The sequence below is a fragment of the Amycolatopsis japonica genome, from assembly GCF_000732925.1.
In the GTDB taxonomy this organism is placed as follows: Bacteria; Actinomycetota; Actinomycetes; order Mycobacteriales; family Pseudonocardiaceae; genus Amycolatopsis; species Amycolatopsis japonica.
Genome location: NZ_CP008953.1, coordinates 6609574 through 6628929, shown reverse-complemented (window position 1 = coordinate 6628929; position 19356 = coordinate 6609574). Strand labels below are relative to the sequence as shown.

The 19356-nt window shown below is 71.3% G+C and carries 18 protein-coding genes; 8 read left to right on the top strand and 10 right to left on the bottom strand.

From position 1 onward, the window contains the following. Positions 1-52 precede the first annotated feature (52 nt). Genes AJAP_RS30665 through AJAP_RS30645 form a run of 5 tightly spaced genes read right to left on the bottom strand, consistent with a single transcriptional unit; the run spans position 53 to position 6820 of the window. On the bottom strand, positions 53-3157 hold the full coding sequence (locus AJAP_RS30665) for an arabinosyltransferase domain-containing protein (RefSeq protein WP_084098392.1): 3105 nt from the start codon (positions 3155-3157) through the stop codon (positions 53-55). A gap of 33 nt (positions 3158-3190) precedes the next feature. Continuing rightward, a complete protein-coding gene (locus tag AJAP_RS30660) occupies positions 3191-3934 on the bottom strand; it encodes a cobalt-precorrin-6A reductase (protein ID WP_174492055.1) in 744 nt (247 codons plus the stop codon). After that, positions 3931-4926, bottom strand: coding sequence for a Gfo/Idh/MocA family protein (locus AJAP_RS30655; protein WP_038517838.1), 996 nt, complete (start codon positions 4924-4926; stop codon positions 3931-3933). The genes AJAP_RS30660 and AJAP_RS30655 overlap by 4 nt, the downstream gene beginning before the upstream one ends. Next, complete coding sequence (cobM, locus tag AJAP_RS30650) at positions 4923-5684, bottom strand: precorrin-4 C(11)-methyltransferase (RefSeq protein WP_038517835.1); 762 nt, start codon at positions 5682-5684, stop codon at positions 4923-4925. Before cobM ends, AJAP_RS30655 begins: the two co-directional genes overlap by 4 nt. Beyond that, positions 5681-6820 (bottom strand): bifunctional cobalt-precorrin-7 (C(5))-methyltransferase/cobalt-precorrin-6B (C(15))-methyltransferase, encoded by a 1140-nt coding sequence (locus AJAP_RS30645; protein ID WP_038517833.1) that lies wholly within the window; start codon positions 6818-6820, stop codon positions 5681-5683. Before AJAP_RS30645 ends, cobM begins: the two co-directional genes overlap by 4 nt. A 61-nt stretch (positions 6821-6881) precedes the next feature. Between AJAP_RS30645 and AJAP_RS30640 the strand changes: the two genes are divergently transcribed. The 4 genes from AJAP_RS30640 to cobC are packed head-to-tail and all read left to right on the top strand — an operon-like array spanning position 6882 to position 11791. Further along, on the top strand, positions 6882-8837 hold the full coding sequence (locus tag AJAP_RS30640; protein WP_038517830.1) for a putative cobaltochelatase: 1956 nt from the start codon (positions 6882-6884) through the stop codon (positions 8835-8837). Further along, the gene (cobO, locus tag AJAP_RS30635; RefSeq protein WP_038517828.1) at positions 8837-9451 is read left to right on the top strand and encodes a cob(I)yrinic acid a,c-diamide adenosyltransferase; all 615 of its coding nucleotides are present in this window, start codon (positions 8837-8839) and stop codon (positions 9449-9451) included. The genes AJAP_RS30640 and cobO overlap by 1 nt, the downstream gene beginning before the upstream one ends. After that, positions 9445-10779: a cobyrinate a,c-diamide synthase gene (locus AJAP_RS30630; protein WP_038517825.1), complete on the top strand. Its 1335-nt coding sequence runs from the start codon at positions 9445-9447 to the stop codon at positions 10777-10779. Before cobO ends, AJAP_RS30630 begins: the two co-directional genes overlap by 7 nt. Continuing rightward, the gene (gene cobC, locus AJAP_RS30625) at positions 10772-11791 is read left to right on the top strand and encodes an Rv2231c family pyridoxal phosphate-dependent protein CobC (protein WP_038517822.1); all 1020 of its coding nucleotides are present in this window, start codon (positions 10772-10774) and stop codon (positions 11789-11791) included. Before AJAP_RS30630 ends, cobC begins: the two co-directional genes overlap by 8 nt. On the opposite strand, the gene AJAP_RS30620 is transcribed toward cobC, so the two are convergent. Beyond that, positions 11772-12656, bottom strand: coding sequence for an NAD(P)-dependent oxidoreductase (locus tag AJAP_RS30620; protein WP_038517819.1), 885 nt, complete (start codon positions 12654-12656; stop codon positions 11772-11774). The two genes, cobC and AJAP_RS30620, sit on opposite strands and share 20 nt — an antisense overlap. A gap of 64 nt (positions 12657-12720) precedes the next feature. On the opposite strand from AJAP_RS30620, the gene AJAP_RS30615 reads away from it, so the two are divergent. Next, on the top strand, positions 12721-13113 hold the full coding sequence (locus AJAP_RS30615; protein ID WP_038517815.1) for a MerR family transcriptional regulator: 393 nt from the start codon (positions 12721-12723) through the stop codon (positions 13111-13113). A gap of 75 nt (positions 13114-13188) precedes the next feature. After that, positions 13189-13884, top strand: a complete 696-nt coding sequence (locus tag AJAP_RS30610) for a hypothetical protein (protein ID WP_228694636.1) — start codon at positions 13189-13191, stop codon at positions 13882-13884. On the opposite strand, the gene AJAP_RS30605 is transcribed toward AJAP_RS30610, so the two are convergent. From AJAP_RS30605 to AJAP_RS30595, 3 genes are read right to left on the bottom strand one after another with little or no spacing between them, the layout of a single operon-like run. Further along, positions 13797-14543 carry an adenosylcobinamide-GDP ribazoletransferase gene (locus AJAP_RS30605; RefSeq protein WP_148311595.1) on the bottom strand — a complete coding sequence of 249 codons (747 nt, stop codon included), beginning with the start codon at positions 14541-14543 and terminating at the stop codon, positions 13797-13799. The two genes, AJAP_RS30610 and AJAP_RS30605, sit on opposite strands and share 88 nt — an antisense overlap. After that, complete coding sequence (cobT, locus tag AJAP_RS30600; protein WP_038517812.1) at positions 14540-15553, bottom strand: nicotinate-nucleotide--dimethylbenzimidazole phosphoribosyltransferase; 1014 nt, start codon at positions 15551-15553, stop codon at positions 14540-14542. Before cobT ends, AJAP_RS30605 begins: the two co-directional genes overlap by 4 nt. 9 nt (positions 15554-15562) lie before the next feature. Continuing rightward, a complete protein-coding gene (locus tag AJAP_RS30595; protein ID WP_037346667.1) occupies positions 15563-16168 on the bottom strand; it encodes a bifunctional adenosylcobinamide kinase/adenosylcobinamide-phosphate guanylyltransferase in 606 nt (201 codons plus the stop codon). 36 nt (positions 16169-16204) lie between these two features. On the opposite strand from AJAP_RS30595, the gene AJAP_RS30590 reads away from it, so the two are divergent. Continuing rightward, positions 16205-17137 carry a cobalamin biosynthesis protein gene (locus AJAP_RS30590; RefSeq protein ID WP_038517810.1) on the top strand — a complete coding sequence of 311 codons (933 nt, stop codon included), beginning with the start codon at positions 16205-16207 and terminating at the stop codon, positions 17135-17137. Next, on the top strand, positions 17134-18591 hold the full coding sequence (locus tag AJAP_RS30585; protein WP_038517807.1) for a cobyric acid synthase: 1458 nt from the start codon (positions 17134-17136) through the stop codon (positions 18589-18591). The genes AJAP_RS30590 and AJAP_RS30585 overlap by 4 nt, the downstream gene beginning before the upstream one ends. Here AJAP_RS30585 and AJAP_RS30580 read toward each other — a convergent pair. Continuing rightward, a complete protein-coding gene (locus AJAP_RS30580) occupies positions 18588-19349 on the bottom strand; it encodes a CbtA family protein (protein WP_038517804.1) in 762 nt (253 codons plus the stop codon). The genes AJAP_RS30585 and AJAP_RS30580 overlap by 4 nt on opposite strands. Positions 19350-19356 lie beyond the last annotated feature (7 nt).

Below are 19356 nucleotides of genomic sequence, written 5' to 3'. Positions count from 1 at the left end.
GACGAAAGCGTCCTTCACCGCGTCTGATGCGGTGAAGGACGCTTTCAGCCCACTAGCGGGTCGGGTCCTTGCCGTTCGGCTGCCGCGGTCCCGGGCCGGGCGACCACCAGCCGGGGACGACCTTCTCGCCGTGGACGATCGTCGGCGCGATGCCCTCGGTGAACGGTTCGACCTGCAGCAGTTGGCCCCAGGACTGGCTCGGCTGGCCGATCAGGTAGCTGGGCACCTCGGGTTCGGCCGCGACCTCTTCGAGCCAGCCGATCGGGCCACCGTTCGTGCTGGACGCCCAGTTCGCCTCGTCGGCGACGGCGCCGGCGGTGATCCGGTACTCGGGCATCTTCGAGATGCCGTCGTGCGAGGTCACCGGCTGCACGCACGGGTAGACGAACGACGCCGGCCAGTCGACGTACACCGGCTTGCCCGCGATCTTCTCGGTCAGCGTGGTGAACGTCGGCACGCGCGGCGCGGACGCGGCGATCCAGCCGTCCTCGGTGAGGTCGTTGTCGACGATGTTGATCCGCACGGACGTCGTCTCGGCGGGGAGGTCGCGCAGGTTGATCCGGGTGTCGTTCCAGCCGTTGGTCCCGGCGCCGGGCGGCAGCACGAACTGGCTGCGCACGACCTTCACGCCTTCGCTGGTGTTCACGCCGTAGTCGAGGCTGACCGACGTCGGCCGCCGGGCCGCGCCCGCGGTGGCGACCACGATCTGGCCGTCGGCCGGCTTCTCGGAGAGGGCGTACCAGTCGCTGCGCAGCCGCCCGGCCCGCGTCTCGGGATCGAGGAAGCTGCTCCACATCGGGACTTCGTCGGGTTTGAAGCCGTGCGGCGGTTCGGCCAGCGGATCCTTGTCGTCGATCGCGCGGGTGTGGAACCCGGTCTGCACCCGGCCGTTGTCCTGCTCGGGATCGGGCAGCGGCGGCGGGGTCTGCCCGGCGGGCGGCTCCTCCTTCTTCACCGGGACCGTCCGCTGTTCGGGCTGGGCCCGCAGGATGCTGGTCGCGGCGTCCCGTTCCACCATCACGTGGTCGGAGAGGTTGCAGCTCTTGCCGAACAGATGCCCGAAGTTCGCGGCGCCGAGGCTGTAGGAACCCTGCTGGTTGTGGATCGCCCACGCCATGCTGACGAACTCGCCCGTGGCCATCAGACCGCAGACCACCACCAGCGAGAGCGAACCGAGCCGCAGCGACCGGCTCCGCCCTTCCTGCGGTCCCGCCTGCAGGCCGGGCCGGTGCGCGCGGACGTTCTCCACGAACGCGTACACCCCGGAGATCGCCGCCGCGATCAGCAGGATGGTCGACAGCGGGATCCCGCCGATCGACGGCGCCACCGCCGTCCACTGCACGCCGAGTTTCGAGACGAACCAGTACGAGTTGGGGCCGGTCGCGGCCAGCGCGCCGACCACGAGCAGCCCGGCGAGGAACGCCGCCCGGTTGCGCCGTGAGCGCAGCACCGTCGAACTGGTCGCCAGCGCGGTCAACGCCGCCATCGCCGCGCCGACCGCGGCGAACGCGCCGAAGTGGTGCGTCCACTTGGTCGGGGTCAGCGCCAGCAGCAGGAAGAACAGCGCGACCGTGCCGATCAGGCGGCGGCTGGGGCCGAGCGCGGCGCCGGGGATCCGGCCGCGGCGCAGCAACACCACCAGGCAGGTCCCGGTGCACAGCAGCACCAGCAGCACGGGGAACCGGCGTGGCACGGAGCCGTCCGGCAGGCTTTCGAACAGCAGCTGGTAGCGCGCGAGTTCCTGGAACCACGACAGGTTCGGGCCGACCAGGGTGCGGATCCGGGTCGCCTCCTGCACGGTGGCGAAGGTCTGATCGGCGAACACCACGACCAGCACGAGCAGCCCGGCGGCCAGCACCGGCGCGAGCACCGGGAGCCAGCCGTTCTCGGCGCGCTGGCGGACCAGTTTGTACAGCGGGCGCGCGGCGACCAGGAACGGCGCCACCGCGATCAGCCCGGTCGGTGTCGCGGCCAGGGTGAACCCGGCCGCGGTGAGCCCGAGGCACAATGGCAGCAGACGGCGGGTCACCAGCGCGCGCTCGACGGCGCAGATCGCCAGCAGCGAGCCCAGCGCGGCGACCGGTTCCGGCCGGACCCCGTTGTTGAACGGCATCCACCAGACCAGGAACACCGCGGCGGCGGCCCAGCCGGCGGCGCGGCTCGTGCGGACCTGGGTGCCCAGGCGCGGCATGACCTCGCGGCTGATCAGCAGCCAGCTCAGCACGCCCAGCAGGAACGACGGGAGCCGGATCCACGGCGGCACCGTGCTGACGTGCGCCATCAGCTGATACACGTGGTAGAACCAGCCGAACGGCGCTTCGGCGACACCGAACCAGCGGTGGTAGTTCGTGAGGTAGCCGGTCTCTTCGGCCACTCTCGACATCGTGAGGATGTAGCCGTCGTCCGAGGTGACCGGGCCGATGAACACCCAAGCGCCGAGCGCGATGATCACCGTCGCGTCGCGGGCGGTCAGCCGCCACCAGCCGACCGGCGCCCAGCGCGGCGCGCGGCGGGCGAATCCGGAGTCCATCCGCCACACCGCGATCAGGCAGCCGATGAACGACAATGCCGCGATGACGCCGACGATCCACTTCCACACCGTCGGCGACGTCTGGTAGCGGGTGTCCGGGACGACCGAGACGTGCAGACCGTCGATCGGGTCCTTGCCCGCGTTGATCGACGAGTAGATCCCGACCAGCCGCGGCCGGACGTCGCCCTCGGCGTGGAACACCACGGTCTCGGCGACGGTCAGCGTCATCTGGTTCGCGTCCGCCGACAGCTTTACGTCACATTTGTTCTCGGGAAGCGGCTGCTGCACGATCTGCTGTCCCTGGCTGGAGGCGAGCAGCACCCCGTTGTCGATGCGCAGCTGCAGGCCGACGCCCTTGCCGGCGCGCGGGTCGGTGCGGCCGTCGGGCACGGTGGAGAACAACAGCGCCTGCCCCTGCGAACGCGCGTCCAGCGAACGGACGGTCGTGCACGGCAGGTCGACGCGCAGGTCTTGCGCCCAGTACCCGGTCAAGGGCGCGTTGACGGAGCGGGTGTCGCCGCCCGTTGGCCAGACGACCTCCGCTGTGTCCTGCACCACCGGCAGGAAGGGGAAAGCCAATGCGCACAAGGCGGACAGCAACCCCAGCGTGACAGCGATCAAACGCATCGGCGCAACGCTAACGGGTCTGGTCCGAACGGCTTACGCAGGGCTGCCCTTCGTCTCGGTGCCGAGCCAGGTTATAGCGCCCTGAACTGTCGTTACGCTGGCCGTTTCCGGCCGATGCGGCCGCCGCACGACGACCACCGGAAGGCCGAGCCCACGGGCCGCGGTGAGCTTCGCCGCGGTCATCGCGCCGCCGCTGTCCTTGGTGACGAGGACCTCGACGTCGTGCCGCTCCATGAGCGCGCGTTCCTTCTCCACCGTGTACGGCCCGCGGTCCAGCAGGATTTCGTGACGGCGGGGGAGGGGCACCTCGGGCGGATCGACGCAGCGGATCAGGAACCAGAGATCCAGCCCGGCGAAGGCGGCGAGCCCTTGCCGTCCGCTGGTGAGGAACACGCGTTCGCCGAGCGCCGGGAGCAGCCGCGCGGCGTGGTCGAGGTCGTCGGCCCAGTGCCAGGTGTCGCCTGGCTGTTCCGTCCAGCCGGGCCTGGCGAGCCTGAGCAGCGGTGTGCCCGTTTCCCGCGCCGCGATGGCCGCGTTGGCGCCGATGCGTTCGGCGAAGGGATGCGTGGCGTCGATCACCGCGTCGACGTCGTTCTCGGTCAGCCAGCGCGCGAGCCCTTCCGGACCGCCGAAGCCGCCGACTCGGGTCTCGCCGTGAGGCAGCTTCGGTCGTGCGACGCGGCCCGCGAGCGAGGACACGACGTGCTCGCCGCGCGCCACCAGTTCCTTCGCGAGCTCGCGTGCTTCGCCGGTGCCACCCAGGATCAGCAGTGTCATCGGGCCACGGCCTCGCGCCATCGTTCCAGCGTGCGCAGGTTCGCGAGCGTCTCCGCCCAGGTGAGTTCGGGGGCCTGCCGGTCGGCGATATGCGCCGCGACGTGGTCGGCTTCGCGGGCGAAAAGGCCTTGTGTCGCCTCGACTTCGATCACCTCGGGCTCGCCGCCCTCCGGCGTGAGCACGATCTGCGACGTCTTCGGCTTGCGCATTTCGTGGATCCACGCCGGTTTCGGCACGTACAGCTGCCCTTCGGAGCCGTACACGCGGATGTGATCGTCCTGCGTCAGCTGGAAACCGCAGGCCAGCTGCGCGAGGATCCCGCCCGGCAGCCGCAGCAGCCCGAACGCGACCTCGTCGACGCCGTTCTCGTCGAGCCTCGCCATTCCGAGCACCTCCTCGGGCTCCACGACGTCCTGCCCGGTCGCCGCCTGCGAGACCAGCCGCGCGAGTGACGTGCAGTAGCAACCGACGTCGAAGATCCCGCCGCCGCCCAGCGCGGGATCGGTGAGCCGGGGCACGGCGAAGTTGTAGCTGAAGGCGACGTCCACGGCGCGGACCTCGCCGATGGCGCCACAGGAGATCAGCTCGGCCAGCCGCCGGATCTGCGGATGCAGCCGGTACATGAACGCCTCCATGAGGAAGACGTCGTTGGCGCGGGCGGCTTCGACGACCTTCTCGGCCTCGGCGACGGACATCGTCAGCGGTTTTTCGCACAGGATGTGCTTGCCCGCTTCGGCCGCGCGGATCGCCCATTCGCCGTGCAGCGGATGCGGCGTCGAGATGTAGATCGCGTCGACGTCCGGATCGGCGAGCAGATCCTCGTAGGCGCCGTAGCATTTCGGGATCTCGAAACGGCTCGCGAACTCGGCCGCCCGGTCACCGGATCGCGCGGCGACGGCTTCGAGCACGCCGTGCTTGCTCTCTTCGACGCCCGCCGCGAACTCGGCGGCGATGGTCCCGGCGGCCAGCAGGCCCCAGCGAAGACTCTTCACAACGACTCCGGTTGGCTCGCGCGATCACGGGTGGCCGAATACAGGAAACTGTCGGGAAACCCTTCCGCGGCAAGGACTTCCCCGACGAAGATCATCGCGGCGCGGCTGATCCCGGCCTCGCGGGACTGCGCGGCGATGGTGCCGAGCGTGCCGCGCAGCACCTGTTCACCAGGCTGGCTCGCCAGCGCCACCACCGCCGCCGGGCAGTCTTCGCGGTAGAACGGCCGCAGTTCGTCGACTACCTGCTCGATGCGGTTGATCGCGAGATGCAGTGCGAGCGTGGTGCCGGTGCGCGCGAAGTTCGCCAGCGTTTCCCCCGGCGGCATGGCCGTGGACCGGGCCTGGGCCCGCGTGATGACCAGGCTCTGCCCGACTTCGGGCACGGTCAGTTCGCGGTTGAGCAGCGCGGCCGCGGCGGCGAACGCGGGGACGCCCGGCGTGACGTCGTACGGAACACCGGCGGCGTCGAGGCGGCGCATCTGCTCGGCGACCGCGCTGTAGATCGACGGGTCGCCCGAGCACAACCGCGCGATCTCGTGGCCCTTCCCGTGCGCCTCGACCATGCGCTCGACGATCGCGGGCAGGTCGAGGTTCGCGGTGTCGACGAGCACCGCCTCCGGAGGGCAGTACTCCAAGAGCGCTGTCGGCGTCATGCTGCCGGGGTACAGGCAGGTTCGGCAGCGGCCGAGCAGGTCACGGCCTCGTACGGTGATGAGGTCGGCCGCACCCGGGCCGGCGCCGATGAAGTGCACTGTCAAGGTTTGCTCCACTGTGTCACGGCTCGCGCCGGGGTCCAGCCGGTGAATCCGCCGAGCGGCGCGGCCTGTTCGACGGCGACGCGGATCAGTTCCCCGCCGTGTTCGCCGTACGCGCGGGCCAGGGCCTGTTCGGATTCGAGGGTCACGCCGTGCGCGACGATCCGCGCGCCGGTCGCCAGGCAGGCGTCCAGGACACCCAGCACGGTCAGTCCGCCGCCGATGAAGATCGCTTGCGGGGTGGACAGCCCTTCGAGGGCTTCCGGTGCCGCGCCGGTCACCACGTCGAGTTCCGGGACGCCGAGCGCGTCCGCGTTCCGGGTGATCCGGGCGGCCCGTTCCGGCGACCGCTCGATCGCGATCGCCCGGTTCAGCGGATGCACGCGGGACCACTCGATGCCGACGCTGCCCGCGCCCCCGCCGACGTCCCACAGCAGTTCGCCGGGCGTCGGCGCGAGCCTGGCCAGCGCGGACGCGCGGAGGTCGCGTTTGGTGAGCTGGCCGTCGTGCTCGAAGATGTCGTCCGGCAGCCCGGTAAGCGGCAGCGCGGGACCTTCGGCCTCGATGGCGAACACGGTCAGCGAGCCGGGTCCGACACGTTCGTCGGGGCCGCCGAGGTCGGACAGCGCGGTGACGCGGCTGTTGCCGTAACCGCGGGTTTTGAGCAGGTCGAGCAGGTCTTCGGCGTTCGCGCCGAGGACGAGGATCTTCCGCCCGGGCGCGAGTGCGCGGCTCACCCGGGCGATCGCGCGGCCGACGACGGTGACCACCTCGGTCTCCTCCGCCGCCCAGCCGAGCCGCGCGCGGGCGAGCGTCACCGAGGAGAGCGCGGGCAGGACTTCGACGTCGTAGCCGCGCTGGATCAGCGTCGTGCCGATGCCGGACAGCAGCGGGTCGCCGCTGGCCAGTACGCAGACGCGGCCCTCGCGCTCGGCGAGGAAGCCGTCCAGCCCCGGCAGGAGCGGACTCGGCCAGGGCTCGGATTTCATCCCGGCGGGCAGGTACGCGAGCTGACGCGGAGCGCCTACGACCACGTCGGCGTTCAGGACCGCTTCCCTGGCCTGCGAGGACAGGCCGGGCCAGCCGTCGGCCCCGATCCCGACGACCGTCAGGGGTGATTTTTCGCGCACGTTCGTCACGGTAGATGACGGATTTCCTGTGCGATGATCGGCCGGAGGTCGTCGAGGATGAGGGAGAGCTGTGAAGCCGTACCCGTTCACCGCCGTTGTGGGGATGCCGGATCTGCGCCTGGCGCTGGTGCTTTCCTCCATCTCGCCCGCCGTCGGCGGGGTTCTCGTGCGCGGCGAGAAGGGCACGGCGAAGTCCACGATGGTACGCGCGCTGGCCGGTCTCCTGCCCGGCGTCGACGTCGTGGACGCGTGCCGGTTCTCCTGCGACCCCGTCGAGCCCGATCCGGCCTGCCCCGACGGCCCGCACGCGGAAGGTTCGCCCGCCCACCGTCGTCCCGCGCGGCTGGTGGAACTGCCGGTCGGCGCGGCCGAAGACCGCGTGATCGGTTCGCTGAACCTGGAACGCGCGCTCGCCGACGGCGTCACCGATTTCCAGCCCGGCCTGCTCGCCGCCGCGCATCGCGGGCTGCTGTACGTGGACGAGGTCAACCTCCTGCACGACCACCTGGTCGACACGCTGCTCGACGCCGCCGCCATGGGCCGCGCGACCGTCGAACGCGAGGGTGTCTCGGTGTCGCACGCGGCCCGGTTCGTCCTGATCGGCACGATGAACCCCGAGGAGGGCGAGCTGCGACCGCAGCTGCTGGACCGGTTCGGGCTCACCGTCGAGGTCGCGTCCAGCCGGGACCCCGAACTGCGGGTCGAGGTCGTCCGGCGGCGGCTCGCCTACGAGGCGGACCCCGACGGCTTCGCCGGCCAGTACGCCGCGGCCGACGCCGAACTCGCCGCGGACATCGAGGCGGCGCAACGACTTCTGCCTTCGGTCAAACTGCCGGACGACGCGCTGCGGCAGATCGCGGAGGTCTGCGCGTCGTTCGAGGTCGACGGGATGCGCGCGGACATCGTCACCGCGCGGACCGCGGTCGCGCACGCCGCCTGGGCCGGGCGCACCGAGGTGACCACCGACGACGTCCGGGTCGCGGCCAGGCTCGCGCTGCCGCACCGCCGTCGCCGCAATCCCTTCGACGCGCCCGGGATCTCCGAGGAGCAGCTTGAGCAGGCGTTGCAGGACGCCGAACCCGAAGGCCCCGGTCCCGACGACGACGGTCCCGGTTCCGGTGCACCTCCGGAGGGCGGTGAGGCCCCGCCGCCCTCGCAAGGTGGCCAGGAGCCATCAAGCGGCGGGAGTGGCGGCGACCAGAAGCCGGTCGGCGCCGGGGAAGCCTTCCGTGCCCGGCGTTTCGAGGTGAAGGGCACCGGTGAGGGTGCCGCCGGGCGGCGGTCGAGGGCGATCACCGACAACGGGCGGACCATCGGCGTCCACCCCGCCGGGACCAAGGACGGGCATCCGCATCTGCTCGCGACCGTGCGCGCGGCCGCGCCGCATCAGCGTTCCCGCGGCCGTAGCGGCGCGGGTCTCGTGGTGCGGCCCCAGGATCTGCGGTTCGCGCGGCGGGAAGGACGCGAGGGCAACCTGGTGCTGTTCTGCGTCGACGCGTCCGGCTCGATGGGCGCGCGGCAGCGGATGCGCGAGGTCAAGACCGCCGTGCTGTCGCTGCTGCTCGACGCCTACCAGCGCCGGGACAAGGTCGGCCTGGTGACGTTCCGAGCCTCCGGCGCCGAACTCGCGCTCCCGCCCACGATCAGCGTCGACGCCGCTGCGTCCCGTTTGGACGGTCTCGCGACCGGCGGCCGGACCCCGCTGGCCGAAGGACTTCTCGAAGCGGCAAGGGTTCTGCGGATCGAAGCGGTTCGCGATCCGTTGCGGCGTCCGCTGCTGGTGGTCGTCACCGACGGCCGTGCGACCAGCGGCGCCGACGCCGTCCAGCGTGCCCGTCAGGCGGCCGGGTTGCTGGCGGGGAACGTGACCTCGATCGTGATGGACTGCGAGAGCGGGAAGATGCGCCTCGGGCTCGCCGCCGAACTGGCGGAACACCTTGGCGCGGAACACGTTCCGGTCGCCGAGGTCGCCGCCGACACTCTCGCGGGCGCGGTCCGCACCCGTATCTCCGGAAAGGCGGCGTAATGCCACAGGGCAAACCGGAAACGGTGCCGAACGACGGTCTCACCACCCGCCAGCGGCGCAACCGCCCGCTGCTCGCCGTGCACACCGGTGAGATGAAGGGCAAGTCCACGGCCGCGTTCGGGATGGCGCTGCGCGCGTGGAACCAGGGCTGGTCGATCGGCGTGTTCCAGTTCGTCAAGTCGGCGAAATGGCGTGTCGGCGAGGAAGCCGCGTTCCGCGCGCTGGGCAAGCTGCACGAGGACACCGGCCAGGGCGGCGCCGTCGAGTGGCACAAGATGGGCGAAGGCTGGAGCTGGGCGCGTAAGTCCGGTTCCGAGGAGGACCACGCCGAGAACGCGCGTGAGGGCTGGGCCGAGATCAAACGCCGTCTCGCCGCCGAAACCCACGACTTCTACGTCCTCGACGAGTTCAGCTACCTGCTCAAATGGGGCTGGCTCGAAGTGGACGACGTCGTCTCGACGCTGAGCGGACGCCCCGGCCATCAGCACGTGGTGATCACCGGCCGGTACGCGCCGCCGGAGCTGATCGAGGCGGCGGACCTGGTCACCGAGATGACGAAGGTGAAGCATCCGATGGACGCCGGGCAAAAGGGCCAGCGAGGCATCGAATGGTGAACCGCGTGGTCATCGCCGCGCCCGGGTCCGGGCACGGCAAGACCACGATCGCCGCGGGCCTGATGGCGGCGTTGCGCGCACGGGGGTTGAAGGTGTCCGGGCACAAGGTCGGGCCCGACTTCATCGACCCGAGCTACCACGCGCTGGCCACCGGACGGCCGCCGCGCAACCTCGACCCGTTCCTCCAGGGCGAGGACCGGCTGATCCCGTTGCTGCGGCACGGTTCCGCCGGTGCCGACATCGCCGTCATCGAAGGCGTGATGGGCCTGTTCGACGGCGCGCTCGGCACCGAGGGGTACGCCTCGACCGCGCACGTCGCCCGGTTGCTGGACGCGCCGGTGGTGCTCGTCGTGGACGCGTCGGCCGCGTCGCGCAGTGTCGCCGCGACCGTGCTCGGGTTCGCGCAGTACGACACCCGCGTCCGGCTCGCCGGCGTGATCCTCAACAAGCTGGGCTCGCAACGGCACGCGGACGAGATCGTCACCGCGCTGGAGGCGACCGGCGTCCCGCTGCTGGGAACGTTGTACCGCAACGAAGAGATCCACGCGCCCAGCCGTCACCTCGGCCTGGTCCCGGCGGCGGAACGGGCGAGCGAGTCCGAACGTCTGCTGCCGGAGCTGGCCGCGTGGATCAGCGAAGGGGTGGACCTCGGCGCGATCGTGCAGGTGGCGCGTTCGGCCTCCCGCCTTTCGGGGGAGCCCTGGCGGCCGCCGTTCGCGGTCGAGGGGCGGCGTTCGGTGGTCGCCGCGGCGGCCGGTCCGGCGTTCACCTTCCGCTACACCGAGGCCGTCGAACTGCTCGCCGCCGCGGGGGTCGACGTCGTCGACGTGGATCCCTTGCAGGATAAGGAACTCCCCGAAGGCTGCGCCGGGCTGTACTTCGGCGGTGGCTTCCCCGAGGTGCACGCCGAAGAGCTTTCGGCGAATCTCCCGCTGCGGACGGCGATCGCGCGGGCCGTCGGCGACGGAATGCCCGTCGTGGCGGAATGCGCGGGGCTGTTGTACCTGTGCCAGGACATCGACGGCACGCCGATGACCGGCGTCCTCGACGCGTCGGCCACCATGACGAAACGCGGAAAGCTGGGATACCGCAAGGCTTTCTCGCCCGCGGACAGTGTGCTCGCGGTCGCCGGGCAACGCGTCACCGGGCACGAATTCCACCGCACGATCATCGAACCCGGCAGCGGCCCGACCCCGGCCTGGGGCTGGGACCGCACTCCGGACGGCTTCGCGTCGGCGTCCCTGCACGCGTCGTACCTGCACGTCCATTGGGCGGGCTACCCTGAACTCGCCGAGCGGTTCGCCACCGCGGTGCACGCCCATGGCTGACTACGATCTCTGGCATCACGGCGATCGCGAGGTCGGCGAGGGTCTCGTCGATCTGGCGGTCAACGTCCGCCTGCCGGCGCCGCCCGCTTGGCTGCGCGCCGAACTGGCGGCGGCGCTGGACGATCTGGCCGCCTATCCGGACGTCACCGCCGCCACGGCCGCGGTCGCCGCCCGGCACTCGTTGCCTGAGTCCCAGGTCTTGGTGACCTCCGGCGCGGCCGAGGCGTTCACGTTGCTGGCGACGGCGTTGCGGCCGTCGTGCGCGGTGGTCGTGCACCCGCAGTTCACCGAACCCGAAGCCGCCCTGCGCGCGGCAGGCCACGCCGTGCGGCGGGTGGTGTTGTCGCCCGACGACGGTTTCCGGCTGGGCGACGTCCCGGAGGAAGCCGATCTGGTCTTCGTCGGGAACCCCACGAACCCGACATCCGTGCTGCATCCGGCCGCGGACCTGCTCGCGCTGGGCCGCCCGGACCGGCTGGTCGTCGTCGACGAAGCCTTCCTCGACGCCGTCCCCGGCGAGACCGAAAGCGTTGCGGGGCAACCGGGTTTCGTCGTTCTCCGCAGCCTGACGAAGACGTGGGGGATCGCCGGGCTGCGCGCCGGGTACGTCCTGGCGGACGAGTCCGTTGTGGACAGTCTGCGCGCCGTCCAGCCCCCGTGGTCGGTGTCGTCGCTGGCCGCCGTCGCCGTGGTGGCGTGCTGCCGCCCGGAGGCGCTGGAGGAAGCCGAGAAACTGGCCGTGGCGGCGGAAGCGGACCGGGAGTACCTGGTTTCGGGCTTGACCGCTTTGGGGGTCGAGGTGCTGGGGGAGCCCCGGGGGCCTTTCGTGCTCGTGCGGCTCCCGGGCGCCGACGGCGTGCGGGAACGATTGCGGGAGAACGGCTTCGCCGTCCGCCGGGGGGACACCTTCCCGGGGCTGGACGGGCGGTACCTGCGGATCGCGGTGCGGGACCGGGAGACGGTGGACCGCTTCCTGGCGGCGCTCGCGGCGGTCAGGCGGCTCCCCGCTTGAGGATCTCGATCACCGAGGAGTAGCCGCTCTTGCCGAACCCCGCGGCGACCGCCCGGTCCAGCAGTTCCTTGTTCCCGGCCGGGATACCGGCGTCGACTCGCTGCTCGTCGCTGGTGCCGATGATGTGCTTCAGCGTCGTGACGTTCATTTCCAGGGAAGCGAGCTCGCCGGGATACTCACCCTTGTCGATGGTGGGCGCCTCGGCCTTGATGATCCCGCCGATCACCGAGGGCAGGAACCAGTCCACCGCGATCTCCGTGAACTCGGCCGCCCCGACCCCGGCACTGCCGACCAGCGCGGCGGCGTGCAGGAAACCGTTCAGGGACGAGTACATCATGCTCAGCAACGCGGTGTTGTACAGCACGGCGAGGCCCGGGTCCGTGCCGAGATGGGTCGGATCTCCCAGATCGGCCAGGGTCTCCTTGTGCGTCTCGAAAACCTCGGTGGGGCCGCTGTAGAGGAAGAGCGAGCCGGGGTGCCCGACCAGGGGCGGAGGAACCATGATCGCGCCGTCGAGATAGCCGATTCCGTGTCCTTCCGCCCACTGGGCGGCCTCGCGTGCCTCCTTCGGCGTGCCGGAATTCAGGTTCACCACCACGCGGCCGCGCAAGGCTTCCCGCGCCGGGCCGAGCGCGGAGTAAAGCGCGTCATAGTCGGCGAGACAGACCACGAGCAGACGGCTCGCGGACACCGCGTCCACGATGTCGTCCGCCTGCCGCGCGCCTTTCGCCACCAAGGGGGCGGCCTTGCCGGGGGAACGGTTCCACACGGTCACGTCGTGGCCGCGGTCGAGCAGGGCGGCGGCGAGCGCGGCACCCATCGGGCCGAGTCCGACGACGGCCACCGGGAGGTTCTGATCGGTCATGGGGCAAGGCTAAAGTCTCTCATCGATGTGAGAGTCAACTCCTGATCGTGTAATGGTTGTTCTCATGCGGATCGGTGAGCTGGTGCGGCGGACGGGCGTGCGGGAACGGTTGCTCCGCTATTACGAGGAACAGGGCCTTCTGCATCCGGTGCGAAGGCCGAGTGGTTACCGCGAATATTCGGAAGCGGATGTCGCGCGGGTGCGCAACATCCGCACCCTGCTGTCCGCGGGACTGGGCACCGCGACCATCGCCGGGGTGCTGCCGTGCATGGTCGATCTCGGGAACGGCCTGGCGCCCGCCTGCGTCGATCTGCTGCCCGAGTTGTACCGGGAGCGGGACCGGATCACCACGGCGATCGACGAGATGACGGCGACGCGGAAGGTGCTGGACGGCATCATCGCCGCGACCATCCCACACGCCGACGAAGTCGCCGAAGCCTTGGCTCGTGAGGGGTAAGTGTCGTTAGAACGCGACTTACCACTCACGACCAACTCGGCCAAAGCGCACGGCGACTTCTGGTTGGATAGGCGAGTGAACTTCGTGATCGGCGTCTTCGATCTCTTCGCCTACACCATCCCCGGCGCGCTGTACGTCGCGTTCTTCGGTTACCTCGGGGCGAAGGTCCACATCCTGACGGCGGCGAGCGTCGGCGGCGTGCCGACCGTGGTGCTCGTCGTCGTGATCGTGGTCCTGAGTTTCCTGCTGGGCTATCTGGCCTATCCGCTCGGGGATGCGCTGGAGCGGATCGTGCCGCGCAGGCGGGACCGGGACGCCGCCGTGGAGTTCGTGCGCCGGATGCCCGCGGCCAAGGACCGCGCGTTCCTGAAGGAGAGCCCGCATCTCCTGCTGTGCGCGCTGCAACTGCACGACAAGGAGGTCGCGGCCGACGTCACGCGGCTGCGCGCGTCCGGGCTGATGGTGCGCAACTGCGCACCGCCGATGCTGTTCGGCGCCGTCGCCGCGATCGTCGACATCTTCGCCGGCAAGCACCCGTTCATCGCCGCCGTGATCGCCGCGCTGCTGCTGTTCGCGTCGGTCACTTTGGTCTCCCAGGGCCGCAAACTCGGCCTCTGGGCCGGGATGAAGACCTTCGAGTTGTGCTTCTGGCTGCCGGAGATCGACGAGAAACTGGCGGTTCCTCAGAACGACGAAGCCAGCAAGATCCCCGCGACGGAGACCTCGACGCAACCCCCGAGCACGTCCCCGGTCACCCCGCCCAGCCGCTGAACGCACCGCGCCAGCAGCGCGGACGCGGCCAGATACCCCAACGCCACCGCGGCGAGCCCTTGCCACCACGGCAGCACCAACGCCGCCGCGCCCGCCAGCACGGCGAAGACCAGGGCCGCCGCCCACACCGGCACCGAACCGGCGACGGTCGCCCCCAGCCCTTCCGGCCGGGCCGACGGGACACCGCGCGCGCAGCACAGCGAGAGCACGCCGCGTCCGGCGACGACCGCGACGGCGGCCGCCGCGATCCCGTGCCCGGCCGAGATCGCCCCGGCCAGCGCGCCGACCTGGACGAGCAGCGCCAGCACCAGGGTCGCGATCCCGGTCGGCCCGGAATCCCCGCGCCGCATGACCTCCAGCGCCCGAGCACGGTCGTACGAAGCGCCGAGACCGTCGGCCGTGTCGGCGAGCCCGTCCAGATGGAGCCCGCGGCTGCCGAGCGCCACCGCGCCCAGCGCGAGCGCCGCCGACGCGAACGCGGGCAGACCGATCAGCTCACCCAGGAAGACGATCAGCGAAGCGACGGCCGCGAGCGGCACGACGGCAAGCGGGCCGAGCACCATCGCCCCGCCCGCCACCCGCCGGTCGATCACCCCCGGCGCCGGCACCCGGACGGTGGTCAGGGTGCCGACGGCCATTTTCAGCGCGTCGGCGATCAAGCCAGATCCGCCAGCAGACCCATGTCCGCGAGGATCGCCCGCGCCGCCCTCAGCACCGGTACCGCCTGCACGGCGCCGCTGCCCTCGCCGAGCCGCAGCCCGAGGTCGAGGATCGGCTCCAGATCGAGCGCCTTCAACGCGTACGCCTGCGACGGCTCGGTCGACCGATGCCCGGCCAGCCACCACTGCTCGGCACCCGGCGCGATCTCGCGGGCGACGAGCGCCGCGGCCCCGGAGAACACGCCGTCGAGCAGCACCGGCACCCCGCGAACCGCCGCCTGCACGAGAAAGCCCGCCGTCGCGGCGAGACAAGCGCTGCCGAGCGCGGTCAGCAGTGCGAAGGGGTCTTTCGTCGCGCCCGCCCTGATCAACGCGGCCTCGACGACCGCGAGTTTCCGCGCGCGCCCGGCCTCGTCGATCCCGGTGCCCGTGCCGACGACGTCTTCCGGGAGAAGACCGAGCAGCGAGGCGACCACGGCCGCGCAGACCGTCGTGTTCCCGATCCCCATGTCACCGGGGATGAGCAGATCCGCGCCGCCGTCGATCTCCTCGTCCGCGATCGCCAGCCCGTGCTCGAACGCCGTCCGCGCCTCGCCCTCGGCGAGCGCGTCCTCGACGTCGATCGCGCCGGAACCCCGCCGGACCTTGTGCGCGGTGACCTCGGCGGGCACGTCCGCGCCGTCCCAGTCCACGGCGATGTCCAGCACCCGCACCTTCGCCCCGGCGAGCCCGGCCAGCACGCTGACGCCGCTCTTCCCGGCGAGGAACACCCGGACCATCGCCGCGGTGACCTCACGCGGATACGCCGACATCCCGGAAACCCCGTGGTCCCCGGCGAAGACGACCACGCGGACGTCGTCGAGCGGCCGCGGCGGGACGACACCGTGCGCCGCGCTGAGCCACGCGGCCAGGTCTTCGAGCCGTCCGAGTGAACCGAGCGGTTTGACCAGTCCGTCCAGTCTGGCGCGCGCGGCGGTTGCGGCGGCGGCGTCCGGGGTGGCGATACGCATGGGGACTCCCTAGGGCAGGTCGAGCATCCGTCCGGCGACGACCAGCACGGTCCGGTCGGACACGGCGGACACCCGGTTGTTCAACGCGCCCAGCACATCACGGAACACGCGTCCGGACACCGTCGCGGGCACCACACCGCTGCCGACCTCGTTGCTGACCGCGATCACCGGCACGTCGGCCTGCGCCCACGCCGCGAGGAAATCCTCCAGCCGGTCGTCGAGCCGCCGCTCCCAGCCCTTGCGCTGGTCCCAGGCACCGACCTCGTCGAGCACCCGGCTGATCCACGTGCCGAGGCAGTCGATGAGCAGCGGATGTGTCGCCGTGCGCAGCACCGTGGCCAGGTCGGTGGTCTCGACGGTCTTCCAGTGGCTCGGCCGCCGCGCGCGGTGCGCGGCCACCCGGGCGGCCCATTCGGGATCTTCGGCGCTCGGCGGCAGCCCGGGCGCGACATAGGTGAGGTGCGGGTGGCGGGACGCGAGCCGCTCGGCGTGGTGTGACTTCCCAGAGCGGACGCCGCCCAGTATCAGCACCTTGCCGTCGTCGCGCGAATAGCGGCGAAGTGCCCGCGCGAGAGTCTCCAGGACCCTCGCGAGGCGATGCGTCAGCTTGGTCATACCCCGCATTCTCGTGCACGCGCTACCGTTCGCCACGTGCCACTCCGACAAGCCGCCACCGCAGCCGGACTCGTGACCGGTTACGTCGCCGACGCCGTGTTCGAAGATCCACGGAAGAGGCATCCCGTCGCGGGCTTCGGCCGCGCCGCACAAGCCCTCGAACAGCGGGTTTACGCCGATTCGAAGGTCCGGGGTGTCGCGTACACCGCGGTCTGCGCGGGCACCGTCACCGGATTGGGGGTCGCGGCCCAGTTCTTGACGCGGAAGCGTCCCTTCGCGAGATTCGCGCTCACCGCGGCGTCCACTTGGGTGGTTCTCGGCGGCAAGGGGCTCGCGGCCGAGGGCACGCGCATGGCTCATCTGCTCGACGACGGCGACCTGCCCGGCGCACGGCAGCGGCTTTCGCATCTGTGCGCCCGCGACGCCACCGGCCTCGACACCGAACAGCTCGCGCGCGCGACCACCGAGTCCATCGCCGAGAACACCTCCGACGCGGTCGTCGCGCCGCTGCTGTGGGGCGCGGTCGCCGGGATCCCCGGTCTGCTGGGTTACCGCGCGCTCAACACGCTCGACGCGATGGTCGGCTACCGATCGCCGAAGTACGCCAACTTCGGCTGGGCGTCGGCGCGGACGGACGATCTGGCGAATCTGGTGCCGTCCCGGGTCGGCGCGGCGCTCACCGTGGTGTCGGCGCCGCTGGCGGGCGGCTTCGCCAGGCCTGCGTTCCGCATCTGGCGCCGAGACGGGAAGCACCATCCGAGTCCCAACGCGGGCCAGGTCGAGGCCGCCTTCGCCGGCGCGCTCGGGATCAAACTGGGCGGGACGAACAGCTACGGCGGCCGTACCGAACGCCGCGGCGTCCTCGGCGACGGCCGCGAACCGGAGCCGGTGGACGTGCGCCGCGCGGTCCGGCTGTCGAGGGCGGTCGGTCTCGCCGCGCTCGTCGTCGCGGTGGCGGTCGCGCGATGAGCGGCCTGCTCGTCGCGGGGACGACGTCGGACGCGGGAAAGAGCCTGGTCACCGCCGCGTTGTGCCGCTGGCTCGCGCGCCGGGGCGTGCGGGTGGCGCCGTTCAAGTCCCAGAACATGTCGAACAACTCGATGGTCTGCGCCGACGGCGCCGAAATCGGCCGCGCGCAATGGCTTCAGGCGCGGGCGGCCCGCGTGGAACCCGAAGCCGCGATGAACCCGGTGCTATTGAAACCCGGGAGCGATCGGCGCAGCCACGTCGTCGCGCTCGGGAAACCGTTCGGCACGCTGGAAGCGGGGGAGTACGCGACGGGCCGGGCCGGGCTCGCCGAGATCGCCTTCGACACGTTCTCTTCGCTGCGAAAGCGTTTCGACGTCGTGCTGTGCGAAGGCGCGGGCAGCCCGGCCGAGATCAACCTGCGCGAAGGCGACTACGTCAACATGGGGCTGGCTCGGCGCTTCGGCCTGCCTGTGGTCGTCGTCGGCGACATCGACCGCGGCGGGGTCATGGCCGCGATGTTCGGCACCCTCGCGCTGCTGTCCGCCGAGGACCAGGCGCTGGTTTCGGGTTGGCTGGTCAACAAGTTCCGCGGTGACGTGGGTCTGCTGCGGCCGGGACTGGAGACGCTGGAGAAGCTCACCGGCCGAGAGGTCCTCGGTGTGCTGCCGTGGCTCGACCAGGTGTGGATCGACTCGGAGGACGCGCTCGCCGCCGCGGGCTGGGGCGCCTCCGGCGGGTCCCTGCGCGTCGCCGTCGTGCGTTTCCCGCGGGCCTCCAACGCGACCGACGTCGACGCGCTCGCCGCCGAGCCCGGTGTCTCGGTCGCACTGACCGCCGACCCGGACACGGTCCGGTCCGCCGACGTGGTGATCCTGCCGGGTTCCCGCGCGACCGTCGACGATCTGGCGTGGCTGCGGGCGCGTGGTCTGGCGGACGCCGTGCGCGCACGGGCCGAGGCGGGGCGTCCGGTGCTGGGGATCTGCGGCGGCTATCAGATGCTGGCCGCCGAGATCGAGGACGACGTCGAATCCGGGGCGGGAACGGTCCCCGGTCTCGGTCTGCTGCCGACGCGGGTCTCGTTCAGCGCCGACAAGGTGCTGGCCAGGCCGACGGGTTCGTGGCGCGGTCAATCCGTGGAGGCGTACGAGATCCACCACGGCACCGTGACCGCCACCGGCCCCGCCGAGTCCTTTTTGGACGGATACCGGCGGGGCGCGGTGTGGGGCACGATGTGGCACGGCGCCTTCGAGAACGACGGTTTCCGGCGCGCCTGGCTGGGCGAGGTGGCGGACTGGTCACCGGCCGCCGGGGCACCGGGCTTCGGCGCGCTGCGGGAGTCCATGCTCGACAGGCTCGCGGACGCCGTCGAGGAGCACGTCGACACCGAGGCTCTGCTGCGCCTGATCGAGAACGGTGCCGACGGCTCTCTGCCTTTCGTGCCGCCCGGAGTCTAGGCCCGAACGGCGTCCCGGCTCTTCAAGGCCTTCTCGGCCAAAGCGCCGAAGGCAAGGCCGAGCGCGGTCCACAGCACCACCTGCGTACCGACCGACGCCAGCCGGAAGGACCACAGCGTGGAACCGGGGAACCCGTCGGGGACCTCGTCGATCGACGGCAGCAGCGCCGCCGCCACCGAGATCAGCACGACGTACCCGCCCGCGGCGAGCAGACCGCCGCGCCAGGCGCCGAGTTTGTCGGCCAGCTTCCGCCCGAACGCCGCGGCGAGGATGCCGACCAGCAGCGAAAGCGCGACGAAGCCGAAGTACAGCGAAGTCCGGCTCCCGATCGTGCCGGCCTGACCCACCGCGGGCGGATTCCCGGGGTACTTCAAGAACGGCACCAGGAACACGACCACGAAGGCGCCGCCGGCGAGCAGGGCCGCGGTCACCCGCGGTCGCAGCGTGCCGAGGCGCCCGTAGGTGAAGGCGAACGCGAGCGAGAACAGCCCGCCGACGGCGACGCCGTACAGGCCGACGCCGGTCAGCAGCCCGACGGTGCTCTGCACACCGCGGGTGACGAGCTCCTCCTCCGCCGCCTCGGCGTCGGCCGGGGCGTGTTCGTGGGCACCGGGCGCGCTGTGCGAATGCGCGGCGGTGCCCTCGAGACCGATGGCGGTGTCGACCGAAGGCTCACCGAAGAAGTACGCGAAAAGGGTCGCCAGGACACCGGCGACCAGGCCCGCGAGCATGCCGCGGACCAGCAAGGTCCTCATCATGGGGCGC

Excerpts from the sequence above, each read along its gene's own strand:
- AJAP_RS30615 (WP_038517815.1), top strand. The coding sequence starts at position 12,721 with ATGCGGATCGGTGAGCTGGTGCGGCGGACGGGCGTGCGGGAACGGTTG.
- cobC (WP_038517822.1), top strand. The coding sequence starts at position 10,772 with ATGGCTGACTACGATCTCTGGCATCACGGCGATCGCGAGGTCGGCGAG.
- AJAP_RS30620 (WP_038517819.1), bottom strand. The coding sequence starts at position 12,656 with ATGACCGATCAGAACCTCCCGGTGGCCGTCGTCGGACTCGGCCCGATG.
- AJAP_RS30660 (WP_174492055.1), bottom strand. The coding sequence starts at position 3,934 with ATGACACTGCTGATCCTGGGTGGCACCGGCGAAGCACGCGAGCTCGCG.
- AJAP_RS30630 (WP_038517825.1), top strand. The coding sequence starts at position 9,445 with ATGGTGAACCGCGTGGTCATCGCCGCGCCCGGGTCCGGGCACGGCAAG.
- AJAP_RS30665 (WP_084098392.1), bottom strand. The coding sequence starts at position 3,157 with ATGCGTTTGATCGCTGTCACGCTGGGGTTGCTGTCCGCCTTGTGCGCA.
- cobO (WP_038517828.1), top strand. The coding sequence starts at position 8,837 with ATGCCACAGGGCAAACCGGAAACGGTGCCGAACGACGGTCTCACCACC.
- cobT (WP_038517812.1), bottom strand. The coding sequence starts at position 15,553 with ATGCGTATCGCCACCCCGGACGCCGCCGCCGCAACCGCCGCGCGCGCC.
- AJAP_RS30580 (WP_038517804.1), bottom strand. The coding sequence starts at position 19,349 with ATGATGAGGACCTTGCTGGTCCGCGGCATGCTCGCGGGCCTGGTCGCC.
- AJAP_RS30595 (WP_037346667.1), bottom strand. The coding sequence starts at position 16,168 with ATGACCAAGCTGACGCATCGCCTCGCGAGGGTCCTGGAGACTCTCGCG.
- AJAP_RS30585 (WP_038517807.1), top strand. The coding sequence starts at position 17,134 with ATGAGCGGCCTGCTCGTCGCGGGGACGACGTCGGACGCGGGAAAGAGC.